This is a genomic window from Streptomyces sp. NPDC002784 (assembly GCF_053592135.1).
The window spans coordinates 75,202-88,749 of record NZ_JBSFVD010000006.1; the positions used below are offsets into that span (position 1 = coordinate 75,202).

Sequence of the window (13,548 nt, forward strand, 5' to 3'; positions counted from 1 at the left end):
GGTGGTTCAAAAATTTACCGAACTCACGTACAACCCTTGCGCACCAGCGCGGGTCTCTTGATCGCCGACCGAGACGTGAATCGCGGGACAACTCCCGGCGAACGCGACCGGCCGCACCCCGTTGACTGCGGATGCCCCGCCAGGCATCCCCCGCATGCAGCAGGAGAACCCGCATGCACCAGACGCTGCGACTCGCCCTCGCGACGGCCACCGCCGCCGCTCTGACGGGCGGGCTGCTCACCTTCACGGCCGCCACCGCGACGGCCGCGGACTCCACCGCCGTCGCCCAGGCCGACTTCAACGGCGACGGGGTCGGGAACCTCGCCTTCTCCGCGGACGGCGCCTACGTCAGCGGCAAGAAGGGCGCAGGCCAGCTGGTCGTCCTCTACGGCTCCGCCACCGGAGTCACGTCCACCAAGCGCGCCACCGTCAGCCAGAACACCACCGGCACCCCGGGCACCGCCGAGGCCGGCGACCGCTTCGGCTACGACACCGCCTACGCCGACTTCAACGGCGACGGCTACGACGACATCGCCGTCGGCTCGGCCGGCGAGGACATCGGCGGCGACACCGACGGCGGCAGCCTGGCCATCCTGTGGGGCTCGGCCTCCGGGATCACCGGCAGGGGCGTCACCGTCGCCGACCCGGCCCCCTCCTCGCACGACCGCTGGGGCGAGAACCTCGCCGCCGGGGACTTCGACGGCGACGGCAAGGCCGACCTGGCCGTCGGCACCAACACCGCCACGATCCACGTCCTCAAGGGCGGCTTCTCCGCCACCGGCACCGCGGGCGGCCGCTACACCGTCAAGCCCCCGATCATGGGCTCGGACGCGGGCGGCCCGATGAACCTGACCGCCGGCGACGTCAGCGGCGACGGCCGCACCGACCTGGTCGTCGACGGCTTCGAGACCCAGACCGAGTACGGCTGGAACCGCAACTACTACCTCCCCGGGTCCGCCGGCGGCCTGTCCACGGCCGGCATCAAGACCCTCAAGCCCGGCACGATCACCGCCATCGGCGACATCGACGGCGACGGCTTCGGCGACATCGTCAGCGGCGCCTCCTGGAACCCCACCCTCAGCGACGGCACGACCATCCCCGACTCCGGCAAGGGCGGCAAGGTCTGGGTGACGTACGGCACGGCCACCGGCCCCGGCACCGCCACCGGCATCACCCAGGACACCGGCAACGTCCCCGGCACCGCCGAGGGCAACGACTGGTTCGGCCACGAGCTCGACCTCGGCGACATCAACGGCGACGGCTTCCTCGACCTCGCCATCGGAGTCGCGGGCGAGAACATCGCCGACGCCGCGAACACCGGCACGGTCACCGTCCTCTACGGCACCCCCGACGGCCTGAACACCTCCTCCGGCGCCCAGTCCTTCGCCCAGAGCACCGCGGGCGTGCCCGGCACCGACGAGGACGACGACTACTTCGGCCTGGACGTCAAGCTCGACGACGTCACCGGCGACGGCCGCGCCGACCTGGCCGTCGGCTCGGGCGAGAACGCCTACAACGGCGCCGTCACCTACCTGCCGTCCAACGGCACGAAGATCATCACCACCGGTTCCCGGGCCATCTCGCCGAGCACCTCGGGCGTCTCGACGACGGGCACGCCGTACTTCGGCGCGAACTTCGCCGACTGACCCGCCGTAGAGCCACTGACCGGCCGTAGCGCCCAGTGACCAGCGCTGGAGCCCAGTGACCGGCCGTAGAGCCACTGACCGGCCCTAGAAGCCCACCGATCCACCGCAGAACCGCCTCGGGCCCGCACCGCGCGTGCGGGCCCTCCGACTGGAGTCCCGTCTTGCGCACTCTCGTGATCGCCGCCGCACTCACCACCGGCGTGCTCACCGTCCTGCCCGCGACCCCCGCCGTCGCCGCCCCCTCCGGGCCGGCGAGCGACTTCAACGGCGACGGCTACCGGGACATCGCCATCGGCGCCATGGGCGCCGACGTCGGCTCGGCGAGCAGCGCCGGTGCCGTGGTCGTGCTGTACGGCTCGTCCTCGGGCGTTCCGTCCACCAAGAAGACCGTGATCACCCAGAACTCCACCGGAGTTCCCGGCACCGCCGAGTCCGACGACCGCTTCGGCGCGAGCCTCGCCACCGGCGACCTGAACAAGGACGGCTACGCCGACCTGGTGGTGGGCGCCGAGTTCGAGAGCATCGGCACCCGCAAGGGCGTCGGCAGTGCCACCGTCATCTGGGGCGGTTCCGCGGGCCTGACCGGCGGCTCCGCGCTGCCGCAGCCCCCGGCGGAGGAGCTCAGCGAGTGGGGCGGCTACTCCCGGGGCGTCGCCACCGGCGACTTCGACGGCGACGGCGACACGGACGTCACCGCCACCGGCCAGACCCACACCCACCTGTACCAGGGCCCCTTCACCCGCACCGGCACCCCGCTCACCCACTCCGGCGTCTCCGAGCTGGGCACGACGTACGAGGTCGTCGCGGGCGACCTCACCGGCGACGGGAAGGCCGAGCGCGTGTACCCGCTCGCGCACGACGGCGACGTGGGCGGCGACATCCGCTACTTCCACCACGACCTCGGCGGCTGGGACCAGCACCCCGAGTCCGACTACGCCATGGTGGCGCTGCCGAAGGCCGACGGCTCCCTCGGCGCGAGCGGCGACATCAACGGCGACGGCTACGGCGACCTCGTCCTCGGCGACCACGCGGGCCCCGCCGCCCCCAAGGGCGGCCGCATCACCGTCTGGTACGGCGGCCCGAGCGGCCCCGACCCGCGGCAGACGCCCACCGTCGTCCACCAGGACACCCCGGGCGTGCCCGGCACCGACGAGGAGGCCGACCTGTTCGGCTCCGCGGTCGACGTCGGCGACATCAACGGCGACAAGTACGCCGACGTCGTCGTCGGCGCCTGGGGCGAGGACATCGGCTCGGCCCGCGACGCCGGCTCGGTGACCGTCCTGTTCGGCTCGGCCACCGGACTGCGCACCACCGGCGCCAAGTCGTACACCCAGAACACCGCGGGCGTGCCCGGCTCCGCCGAGACCGGCGACGCCTTCGGCATGACCGTCCGGCTGCTCGACCTCGACAAGACCGGCAAGGCCGACCTGGTGACCGGCGCGGGCTACGAGAACAGCAACGGCTCCGTCACCTACCTGCGCGGCACCGCCTCCGGCCTGACCACCACCGGCGCCAAGTCCCTCACCGCCGCCGGCGCCGGCCTCAAGGGCTCGACGTTCGGCTGGGACCTGGCCAGGTGACCCGACCCCGAGCCCGTCAGGAGACCTCCGTCATGTCCCGACGCACCGCCGCCGCACTCGCCGCGGCCCTCCTCGCCACCGGCGTCACCCCGCTGGTCCTCACCGCCCCCGCCGCGGCGGCCGTCGCCAAGCACTACGACGACTTCAACGGCGACGGCCACCGCGACGTGGCGTACGCCGGCCACAACGGCGTCGGGCAGCACGGCGGCACGGTCACCGTCGTCTACGGCACCGCGAGCGGCCTCGACACCGCGCACCCGAAGGCCGTCCACCAGGACACCGCCGGCATCCCCGGCACCGACGAGGACGGCGACCGGTTCGGCGACTCCCTCGCCGGCGCCGACCTCAACAAGGACGGCTACGCGGACCTGGTCGTCGGCAACCCGACCGAGGATGTGAGCAGCCACCAGTACCGCGGCTCGGTCACCGTCGTCTGGGGCTCCGCCTCCGGCCTGTCCGGCGGCACCGGCCTGGCCCTGAAGTCCGGCGCCCAGGGCCACTTCGGCCGCGACCTCGCCACCGGCGACTTCAACGGCGACGGCTCGCCCGACCTCGCGGTGGTCGGCGGCGGCGAGACCTGGCTGTACCGGGGCGGCTTCGGCAAGTCCGGCACGACCGGCGCCGTCAGCGAGATCGACAAGGAAGGGGCGGGCTGGTACTCGTACGGTCTCACCGCCGGAAAGGTCAACGGCGACGGGCGGACCGACCTGGTCGTCCTCGGCGAGCAGTTCACCGACGGGCAGCCCGTCGCGCGGGCCTGGTACCTCAAGGGCGCCCCGGGCGGCCTGACCTCCGGCCCGTCCAAGACGGTCACCGCGACGACCGCCGCGATCGGCGACTTCGACAAGAACGGCTACGGCGACATCGCCTTCGGCAGGCCCGACTCCCACGACGGGAAGGGCTCCCTCCTCGTCTGGCGCGGCACGTCCGCCGGCCCGAGCGGCTCGGCGATGTACAACCAGGCCACCTCCGGCGTCTCCGGCAGCGCCGAGGCGGGCGACAACTTCGGCTACGCCCTCTCGGCGGGCGACGTGAACGGCGACGGCTACCCGGACCTCGCGGTCGGCGTCCCGCACGAGGACGTCAGCGGCAAGGAGGACCAGGGCGGGGTGACCCTGTTCCACGGCGGCCCCGGCGGCCTGGACGGCCTGCGCTCCGCCTGGATCCCGCAGACCGTGAACGGCCCCGCGGACTCCCATTCCTCCTTCGGCCACACCCTGCGCCTGCGTGACGTGACGCACGACGGCAAGGCCGATCTCGGCATCGGCGCCGCGAACACCTCCCTGGTCCTGCGCGGCACCACCGCCACCCCGACGGCCACCGGCGCCTTCGTCCTGCCGGAGCTCGGCGGAAACTTCGCGGACTGAGGCCGCGCTCCCTCCACGAACGGAACCTGATGCACAAGGAGACCGCGACGGTGACCGGCGCGAAGTCCTGCAGCAGCACCACGCTGGGGGCCCGTCGGGCACGGCTTACTTCGGCACCGTACTGAAGGGTTGAGCCGCCGGTCCCTGACCCGCCCCCCAAGTCCCCCCTTAGGGGATGTCACAGCTCGGCCGCAAAGCCGGGCCCGGAAGCCCGGGCCCGGCACGCCACTCTCCGGGACCAGGTACGTTCGAAGACGTGGCTGGATTCAGGATCGGACGCGGCGGCCGGGACAACCGGGCCCCGCAGGCGCGAGGGCAACAACCTCCGTACGGGCAGCAGGGGCCGTCGCAGGGCTACCCCCCGCCGCCGCAGCAGCCGTACCACGGCGGCTACGGCGGCCAGGGCCATGGCCAGGGCTACGGCGGCCAGGGCGGCGGCTACGGCGGCCAGGGCGAGCCGGAGTACTTCGGCGACGGCGGCGCACACCACCCGCAGGGCCCTGACCCGTACGCGGCGAACAACCCTGGCCACACGCAGGCGTTCTCGATCCACGAGGACCCCTACTCCCAGGGCCAGACCTACCACGCCGGCGCGGCCCCGGTCGGGCCCCGCCTGCACTGGAAGGACCTCTTGAGGGGCATCGTCCTGTCCCCCGCCAGGACCTTCCTCCAGATGCGGGACTACGCGATGTGGGGCCCCGCCCTGGTCGTGACGTTCCTCTACGGCCTGCTCGCGGTCTTCGGCTTCGACGGCGCCCGCGAGGACGCGATCACCGCGACCCTGTCCAACGCGGTCCCGATCGTGCTGACCACGGCGATCGCCATGGTCCTGTCCGCCTTCATCCTGGGCGTGGTCACCCACACCCTGGCCCGCCAGATCGGCGGCAACGGCGCCTGGCAGCCGACGGTCGGCCTGTCGATGCTGATCATGTCGCTGACGGACGCCCCCCGCCTGGTGGTGGCCATGTTCCTCGGCGGCGACGCGGCCTTCGTCCAGGTCCTCGGCTGGGCGACCTGGGTGGCGGCCGGCGCGCTGCTGACGATGATGGTCAGCCGCTCCCACGACCTGCCGTGGCCGAAGGCGCTGGGCGCGTCGGCGATCCAGCTGGTGGCGTTGCTGTCGATCGTGAAGCTGGGCACGTTCTAGGACGTATCCAGGACGGACGCGGAAAGGGCCCCGGCGTGCAGTGCACGCCGGGGCCCTTTCCGCTGCTGTGTTCTTGTGCTGTGCGACTACTGGACGTCCACGAAGTCGCCGGCCGCGCTGACCGCCGGAGTGGTGCTCGTGCCCGCGAAGCTGTAGCGGAAGTAGCCGTCGGTGGCGGCGGTGACGGTCGTCCTGAGGCTGCCCGTCGAACTGGACTTGATCGTCCTCACCGTGGTGTAGGTGCTGCTGCCCTTCTTGCGGAACTGCAGCTTCACCGACTGGTTGGCGTAGCCGTGGTACAGGTTGTCCTCCCAGTTGGCCCGGGAGAGCTTGCCGGTGACCGTGATGGTCCGGCCCTTCTTCACCGGCTCCGGCGAGGCGTTGACCGTCAGCTTGGAGTAGCGCTGCACCTTGAACGTGGTGGCCGCGTCCCGGTGGATGTAGTCGGAGTCCAGGGCTGCGACCAGCGTGCTGAGCCTCCAGGTGGCCGCCGCGTTGTTGCCGTTGATGGCGGAGCCGCCCTGCGGGTCGAACGTCAGCGTGCCGGTGCAGGTCGAGGTGGTGGCGCTCACCTTGACGCAGCTGATCTCGCCGTCGTCGTACCAGATCTGGTCGTAGTTCGGCGTCGGGCCGTAGGCGCTGATGTACGTGGTCTCGTCGATGCCCGAGTCGTCCGACGCGGTGACGGAGACCTTGGCGGACACGACGTTGGTGGTACCGACCACGACCGGCTTGCCGCCGTTGACGACGACCTTGTCGATCGTGATGTCGCCCGAGCCACCGTCCGCTGCCCGGGCGGTGGCACCGGTCGCCCCGGCGACCAGCGCGACGCTGGTTCCGAGCACGGCAAGGCGCATGGCTGAGCGCATGAACATCCCCCACGGAGTATGCGGATGACCAGAATTTGATCAGAGGAAGCGTACGTGACGGCAGTGACGGCAGTGACGGCAGTGACCGCAGGTCAGAGCGCTTCCCGGTTTTCCTTGGCCGCTTCCCCCGACCTGCTGACGGGCGGCAGGACGCTCCACGGGAAGTTGATCCAGTCGTCGGTCCGCTTCCACACGTACTCGCACTTCACGAGGGAGTGGGACTTCTCGTAGACGACGGCGGAGCGGACCTCGGCGACGTGGTCGAGGCAGAAGTCGTGCACCAGCTTGAGCGTCTTGCCGGTGTCGGCGACGTCGTCGGTGATCAGGATCTTCTTGTCGGAGAAGTCGATGGCGTTGGGGACGGGAGCGAGCATGACGGGCATGTCCAGCGTGGTGCCCACCCCGGTGTAGAACTCCACGTTCACCAGGTGGATGTTCTTGCAGTCCAGGGCGTAGGCGAGCCCGCCGGCGACGAAGACACCGCCGCGCGCGATGGAGAGGACGATGTCGGGCTCGTACCCGTCGTCGGCGATGGTCTGCGCGAGCTCGCGGATGGCGACGCCGAACCGCTCGTAGGTGAGGTTCTCGCGTATGTCGCTCATGCTCACACCTGGGTCCGGTGGAAGTTCAGGAAGGACCGGGAGGCGGTCGGGCCGCGCTGCCCCTGGTACCGGGATCCGTACCGCTCGCTGCCGTAGGGGAACTCGGCGGGCGAGCTGAGCCGGAACATGCACAGCTGCCCGATCTTCATGCCGGGCCAGAGTTTGATGGGGAGCGTGGCGAGGTTGCTCAGCTCCAGCGTGACGTGCCCGGAGAACCCGGGGTCGATGAACCCGGCGGTGGAGTGGGTGACGAGCCCGAGCCGCCCGAGGGAACTCTTCCCCTCCAGCCGCGAGGCGAGATCGTCGGGCAGCGAGATGACCTCGTACGTGGAGGCGAGCACGAACTCCCCGGGATGGAGGATGAACGGCTCGTCGCCCTCGGGCTCCACGAGCCGCGTGAGGTCGGCCTGCTCGATGGAGGGGTCGATGTGCGGGTACCGGTGGTTCTCGAACACCCGGAAGTACCGGTCCAGCCGTACGTCGACGCTGGACGGCTGCACCATGGTCTGGTCGTAGGGATCGATCCGTACCCGCCCGGCGTCGATCTCGGCCCGGATGTCCTTGTCTGAGAGAAGCACGTCCCGAGGATACGCAAGGCGCGCGGACCGACCGAATCGGACGGCACCCGCGCGCCTGCGCCCCAGCTCTGTCTTGCTACGGCCTACTGCCGCTCGCTACCGCTTACTACTGCTTACTGCCGGCTCCAACGCCACCGGCACCGGCACGACACTGCGGAGCCGGGCACAACGCGGACACCGGACCAGTCGTCCGGGACCGAGCCGCTCGGCCTGCTGCATCGGGAACGAGGCGGTGCTGAATACGTGCCCATCGGCACAACGGACGACGGTGTGCTCCATCAAGTCCTTCGAGTCCCTTCCCCAAGAGCCGCGCCCGGCTGCTGCCCGCCGGACGACGAAAGCCCACATTACGGGATGAAAGGGACGGCCCTCCAGGCGGCACTCCGACCCACCCGAACCCTCTCCCACGCCTCCACCGTACGCCCCAACTCCGGGCGCCCGCAGCCGCATCCCACCCCTGAAACACAGTCAGACCCCGCGGCCTGAGCGCCGAGGGTCTGCCATGAGGTACAGTGAGCGAGCATTCGACACCGACTCCGGTCGGGGTCTTACGCGGGTGTAGTTTAATGGTAGAACATCAGCTTCCCAAGCTGAGAGCGCGAGTTCGATTCTCGTCACCCGCTCCAATACGAACCCCCAGGTCATGGGCCCGGGGGTTGTTTGTTGTCTAGACCGGTGGGCGGGGCTCCGCACCACCAGCTCTCGGTCACCTCCTCGCTGTGATGCTCGGGGCGCGCTTGTGGTGCTTGACACGAGTTGAACACGGTTTTTCCCCCTCGACGACTATCCGCCGGCGGTCGCCACACGGGAGCTCCGGCCGGTGCTGTTCGCAGCCGCCTACGCCTTCCTCGATGACGCCGACCGCCACGTGCGCGAAGCAGCCATCGCAGCATGCATCCCGCTCCTGGACGATGCCAGGCTGCTGCACCACCGAACTGCCCTGGTCCCCCTGCTCCGACAGGTACTGGGAACAAGCGAACTCTGGCAGCACCGCGAGCGCGCCATCGACGCACTCGACGCGTGGGGAGAGGACTCCACAGGCATAGAAGGCCAACGGAGCCCATTCCTCTTCTGCGACACCGACCCGCAGCCAGACGACTCCCTATGGCGGACAGACCCGAGCAACGCCCAAGGACGGACCGAAGAGCCGCCCTTCTGACGCAGCGCTCCCCGGTAACCAATGCCACCGGTCGTTGAGTGACAACTTTCTCTACTGGTTCAAGGCGGCTCGCTCCGCTCCCCGCGCGCGGCCCGACCCCCGGCCGGGCCTGCGCTCCTGTCTCCGCCCCGCCGGCGCCCGTGCCGCGCTCACAGCAATTAGCCGCCTAATGCCAGAGAAGGGGTACGTCGTGGCTGAGCGGTCGGCTCCGCGGACCTATTCATGCATGAAGATCCTAGCCTTCGAGAGCGGAAAAAACACTGCGTAGCATTTCGGCAAGTTGCGAGACGTCACTGCGAGTCATACGACTTGGGAACCATTCAACGAAAACCTCGTATGCGCCGCGCTGTCCAGGATGCCGAGCCGCCTTACTCCTGTAAGGCTGTATCGCTTGATCAACTCTCCTGTTGAGAATTCTCCTCATCCTGTCGTTCTTTACGTTCTCCAGTGAAACGCGACTAGTAGGTGCTATGCGCAACACCAATAGAGGGCGATATTCGCGGCCAGCGACTTTCTCTCGCCATTCAACGGAAGCTTCCCAAGCACCCGAAGCGCTGAGAAACGATGTAACTTCATCCTGCCTCTGCGCCTTGCGAGTAATCTGGAAGGCGAGCTCCTTTGCGTACTGAGTGGTGCTAACCTTGGCATCCAGTTCTGTATACTGAAGTCCATTGTAAATCTCCCCTAGGCGCCCGACCACTTCGGAGAACTCTTGGATGCGCTGGCGAGGGTCAAATTTCACGCAGTCTTCATAGATTTTCATAAGCTTAGCCGCAGATTCATTAGAGCAGGAACCCTTGACTGAACTATTAAGCTTCTCTGCATTTCCTGCCACATTGAGTGGATCGGGGTCGCGGTTAACGAAGCAGAATGCGAGAAGCTGCCCGAACGAGAAAACGTCAAGAGTGGGCTCTCGGCTGTAAGCTGCTTTAGGATCAAATGCAATATATTGTTCGGGGGCGGCGTAGTACACAACTCCCATCGCGCTCTTAGTGGCTCTCTGTGTCTGCGTGCTGAACCAAGCTAGATCGAAATCAGTAAGATAAGGAAGATATTCCCCTTCATCCGTGTACCTGCACACAATGTTTTCAGGCTTAATATCGCGATGAATCACGCCATGCGAATGGGCGTGCTCGATAGCCTCCGCAGATTTCAAAAGAATGGCAATGATTTCTGCAGGAGATAGGAAGGTGCCGGGCTGCAATTCTCGCAAATTACTGCCATCGACATAATCCATTACAAACCCTGTCGGACAGTCACTGTAGCGATGCACCCTGACAATCTGAGGATGGGCCAGCAGCTGCATGGCATCGTAACCATTTCGGAAGCGCTTCACTTTCTCCCGGTCGTGCAGTTCGTGCGGATGGTAGACCTTGTAGGCGTAAACAGAACTATCGCCCTCTTGGTCCTCCACCTTAAAAACCGAGCCGAACCCGCCAGCACCAATCTGCCTTGTAACGATGCCCTCTCGCGTCTTCGTTCCAGCTTCGATCAATCCAAGCTCAGTCTGATAACGCGTGAGCGTATCGCGCGCCTGCTTGTACTTTAATCGAGTAGCGAGTCCTTGGATTCTGTCTTTCTCATCGAACCACTTTGAGATATTCTCTAGCCTGCGACATGAGGCATAGTGCCCATCACTGCGCCAAGTGTTGATGTCAAAGCCGGACTTGAACCTGTTATAGGAGTCCAAAAATTCCTGAGCTTCTAGTTCATAACGCTCATATTCCGACTCCGGAGGAGGAGGTGCTAGTTCCGGCGTGAATCCAGCACCAATCAGGAGACGTCCACGAACGTGACCTCCAAAAATAGGCAGCTGGTCATGATCTGAGCTGCTTTGCGACATTTCACGCGAGATCACCTCATAGATACTGTGCGCAGTTACGCTGCCTGTATGGTCTGCTGCGGCGCCAGTCAAGGCGTAGAGCAGATAGTAAGTGAAAATTCCATGACCAAGGTTATTCACTTCCCAAGCGGTTTGATTTTCCGAGCAAGCTGCAACTACAGCTGAAGAGGAGTCAACCTGCCGCACGACATCCAGGATTTCCGAATTACGCAAATTCGTTACACGCATCACAGAGCCGCTGCGCCCACTTACTGCTCCGCCCGAGTGGCAGCAGTCAAGAAGCACAAAAACCTGAGAGTCTTGGGTGTCATTTGGTTCCAGGATTCGGAGGATATCCGGTAGGGGTACACCTTCGTCGAAATCACGGTTGTCATATGTGACAATGTAGTGTCCAAGCTCTGTGGAAGCCCCGTGTCCGGAAAAGTAAAAAAGAAGCTTGTCGGCTCCCGAATTTTTGGCATCGACAAGCCATCTCAAAATATTGGTTTTCGTGGCATCTTCATTCTGAAGAAGTGTCACGTTGAATTCGTACTCCTGCATCTGCAGGAGAGCTGCGACCTGATCTGCATCATGGACACAGCATGAGAGCTTCGGCCAGCGATCTTTGTAGGCGTCAATCCCGACAACCAAAGCAAGTGCTAGCACCACTGGCCCTCCTTGTGATCTGTGGCGCACCATTCTAAGGGGCGCCGTGTGGCTTAGCACCCCGATTGGGCAACTCCGCACTCGCTACTTCGGTAGGCCCCCACTCCACCTCTACCGGCAGTACTTCGGCCTCGTCACCGCGGGCACAAAGACCATCGAGGTACGGGTGAAATACCCGCACCTCGCCGTCCTGGTCGCAGGCGACACCATCCGCTTCCGCATCAAGGGCACCGACGAGACCTGCGAGGTCAAGGTCGTCCGGGTCACCGAGTACGCCGATTTCGAGACTCTGCTCGACGGCAAGGGGGCGGGCAACGTCAACCCGACCGCCACTCGCGACGGGCAACTGGCCAACATCCGCGCCATCTACCCACCCGAGAAGGAAGCACTTGGCGCCTTGGCCATCAAGCTCGCTCTTCGCTCGTCACAGCTGGGAGGGCGCCGGTTGGGACGGCACGAGGGGTAGTTCTGCGTGTGGTGGAGCGCCCGCCGTGTTCCTGGTATCCGGTTGGCTGGTCGTGGGTCGGCGGCGGGGCAGGGATTGGTAGAAGCGGTCCGGTAGGAAGGCTGCGTCCGCGATGATCATTGCTGCGGAGAAGAGCGGCAGGCCCATGAGGACGGCGATGCCTGCGTGCATGCCCAGCAGCATCGTCAGGACCGGGTACTTGAGTCGTCCGAACAGGACGAAGGGGAACGCCACCTGCAGCAGCACCGTCAGGTAGCAGGCGATGCTGATCAATACCTCGTGCTGGTCCACCATGTGCGAGAGCTCGGGCCAGGGGGCGGAACAGGTCGAGGTTCAGGACGTAGTGGAGGGCGGTGCCGTTGGCCCAGGTGGCGCCCTGCACCTTGTAGAGGCCCGCGGATCCGTAGAGGAAGCAGATCTGGGCCGCGATGACGAACATGGCGCAGTTGTGGAGTACGGCCGTCAACGTCCGTTGGGCGTCGCGGAGTCCGGTCGTCGGCGGACTTGTGGTCTTGTTCGCGGCAGCTCGTCGGCGGGTTCTTCTCGCGTCCAGGGACCAGCGTCTGCCACAGGCTGTGAAGACCAGGTAGATGGCCATCAGGAGGACCAGGTTGTCTCCGCCGTCGGTCATCAAGATGGCTCTGGCGTGGAACGAGGCCACCACCACCGCGAACAGCACGGACACCGCTCTGGTCCGCCAGCCCAGCATGAACAGCGCTGACGTGATGACTGCCAGCACGTAACACGTCTCGAAGTACGCTCGGCTGTCGGAGAGGGTGAGGATGCTGGCCCATCCCGTCTGGTCGAACAGCTGCCTCGCCAGCTCGGGCGTCCACGGGGACCCGGGGCCCCAGATCTCGTCGCGGTGCGGAAACTCGCGCAACAGGAAGACGAGGTAGAGGAGCCCGTACCCGATGCGCAGGACCGCCGCGGCGTAGAGCGAGACCGGCTGCTCGGTCAGGACGGTGAGGAGCGCAACGATCCGGTGCGGTGCGCGCGGCTGCTCAGTTTGCATGGGGGGTCACCTTCCGCCAGGGCAGGTACCGCGTTTCGGCAGACGTCGGTGTGGCGGCGGCCGGGCCCGCGGCGCCGTGCACGGCGATGGGCGCCGTGACCACCCGCAGCTGGACCGACTCGAAGGCGCCGCCCCGGTGGCCGGCGATGCGTTCCGCGGCGATGTTGGTCAGGTACTGCTGGATCATCAGCGCCCGCTCCGAGCGGGGGACGTCGTCACTCCCGTGTGTTTCCACGTACGAACTCCAGGCCCTCCGCAGCGTGTTCTGCGCCGTATGGCTCGGGAACGCGTTGTGCTTCACCGCCGCGTTGTCGACGGCCGTCAGATCGAACCAGCCGCTCACCTGCGCCGTGCCGTCCGGTCCGGTGTGCATGGTCCTCGCCGAAATCTTCCGGTTGACCGACTCGGGATCCGGAGCGAAGAGCCGCCAGTTCTGTTCGAACAGGGGGAAGACCCACGCGTTTACCTGGCGGGTGTACTGCCGGGAGAGGGGGTTCGGTGGTGCCACGTGCAGAAACACGAGGAGAACATGGATCAGGGTCGTCGCCAGGCAAAGGATCACCGCGGCAGTCGTTCCCGCTTTCAGGAGACCGGGCAAAGGCTTGGCCGCTCCGGTCCTGGCTTCTCTCAT

12 protein-coding genes, 1 tRNA gene and 1 pseudogene are annotated in these 13,548 nt (G+C 66.6%); 7 read left to right on the forward strand and 7 right to left on the reverse strand.

The features are described from left to right. Window positions 1-173 precede the first annotated feature (173 nt). The 4 genes from ACWD1Z_RS14390 to ACWD1Z_RS14405 all read left to right on the forward strand — a co-directional run bounded on the left by ACWD1Z_RS14390 (window position 174) and on the right by ACWD1Z_RS14405 (window position 5,740). Window positions 174-1,646: an FG-GAP and VCBS repeat-containing protein gene (locus tag ACWD1Z_RS14390; RefSeq protein ID WP_451118586.1), complete on the forward strand. Its 1,473-nt coding sequence runs from the start codon at window positions 174-176 to the stop codon at window positions 1,644-1,646. A 161-nt stretch (window positions 1,647-1,807) separates the two neighbouring features. Beyond that, entirely contained in the window at window positions 1,808-3,226 is a 1,419-nt protein-coding gene (locus ACWD1Z_RS14395; protein ID WP_451118588.1) for an FG-GAP-like repeat-containing protein, read from the forward strand. Window positions 3,227-3,258: 32 nt separating this feature from the next. Beyond that, the gene (locus ACWD1Z_RS14400; RefSeq protein ID WP_451118589.1) at window positions 3,259-4,593 is read left to right on the forward strand and encodes an FG-GAP and VCBS repeat-containing protein; all 1,335 of its coding nucleotides are present in this window, start codon (window positions 3,259-3,261) and stop codon (window positions 4,591-4,593) included. A gap of 175 nt (window positions 4,594-4,768) precedes the next feature. Beyond that, entirely contained in the window at window positions 4,769-5,740 is a 972-nt protein-coding gene (locus ACWD1Z_RS14405; RefSeq protein WP_451118591.1) for a Yip1 family protein, read from the forward strand. An 86-nt stretch (window positions 5,741-5,826) separates the two neighbouring features. Here ACWD1Z_RS14405 and ACWD1Z_RS14410 read toward each other — a convergent pair whose 3' ends face one another. From ACWD1Z_RS14410 to ACWD1Z_RS14425, 4 genes are all read right to left on the reverse strand, one after another. Continuing rightward, window positions 5,827-6,609: a calcium-binding protein gene (locus ACWD1Z_RS14410; RefSeq protein ID WP_451118593.1), complete on the reverse strand. Its 783-nt coding sequence runs from the start codon at window positions 6,607-6,609 to the stop codon at window positions 5,827-5,829. Between the two features lie 92 nt (window positions 6,610-6,701). Further along, window positions 6,702-7,211: a phosphoribosyltransferase gene (locus ACWD1Z_RS14415; protein WP_451118595.1), complete on the reverse strand. Its 510-nt coding sequence runs from the start codon at window positions 7,209-7,211 to the stop codon at window positions 6,702-6,704. A gap of 2 nt (window positions 7,212-7,213) precedes the next feature. Beyond that, window positions 7,214-7,789 (reverse strand): dCTP deaminase, encoded by a 576-nt coding sequence (gene dcd, locus ACWD1Z_RS14420; protein ID WP_451118597.1) that lies wholly within the window; start codon window positions 7,787-7,789, stop codon window positions 7,214-7,216. A 96-nt stretch (window positions 7,790-7,885) separates the two neighbouring features. Beyond that, window positions 7,886-8,068, reverse strand: coding sequence for a hypothetical protein (locus tag ACWD1Z_RS14425; protein ID WP_389416762.1), 183 nt, complete (start codon window positions 8,066-8,068; stop codon window positions 7,886-7,888). 273 nt (window positions 8,069-8,341) lie between these two features. Here ACWD1Z_RS14425 and ACWD1Z_RS14430 point away from each other — a divergent pair. Then, window positions 8,342-8,415 (forward strand) — tRNA-Gly (locus ACWD1Z_RS14430). A gap of 194 nt (window positions 8,416-8,609) precedes the next feature. After that, window positions 8,610-8,948 carry a hypothetical protein gene (locus ACWD1Z_RS14435; protein WP_451118599.1) on the forward strand — a complete coding sequence of 113 codons (339 nt, stop codon included), beginning with the start codon at window positions 8,610-8,612 and terminating at the stop codon, window positions 8,946-8,948. A gap of 235 nt (window positions 8,949-9,183) precedes the next feature. Here the strand turns inward: ACWD1Z_RS14435 and ACWD1Z_RS14440 are convergent, their stop codons facing one another. Next, window positions 9,184-11,439 (reverse strand): protein kinase domain-containing protein, encoded by a 2,256-nt coding sequence (locus tag ACWD1Z_RS14440; RefSeq protein ID WP_451118601.1) that lies wholly within the window; start codon window positions 11,437-11,439, stop codon window positions 9,184-9,186. Window positions 11,440-11,500: 61 nt separating this feature from the next. Here ACWD1Z_RS14440 and ACWD1Z_RS14445 point away from each other — a divergent pair, with 61 nt between their 5' ends. Further along, entirely contained in the window at window positions 11,501-11,902 is a 402-nt protein-coding gene (locus ACWD1Z_RS14445) for an ASCH domain-containing protein (RefSeq protein ID WP_451118924.1), read from the forward strand. Here the strand turns inward: ACWD1Z_RS14445 and ACWD1Z_RS14450 are convergent. Then, window positions 11,861-12,917, reverse strand: a pseudogene (locus ACWD1Z_RS14450) (HTTM domain-containing protein). The gene ACWD1Z_RS14445 and the pseudogene ACWD1Z_RS14450 overlap by 42 nt on opposite strands. Then, window positions 12,907-13,548 carry a DUF5819 family protein gene (locus ACWD1Z_RS14455; RefSeq protein ID WP_451118926.1) on the reverse strand — a complete coding sequence of 214 codons (642 nt, stop codon included), beginning with the start codon at window positions 13,546-13,548 and terminating at the stop codon, window positions 12,907-12,909. The pseudogene ACWD1Z_RS14450 and the gene ACWD1Z_RS14455 overlap by 11 nt, the downstream one beginning before the upstream one ends.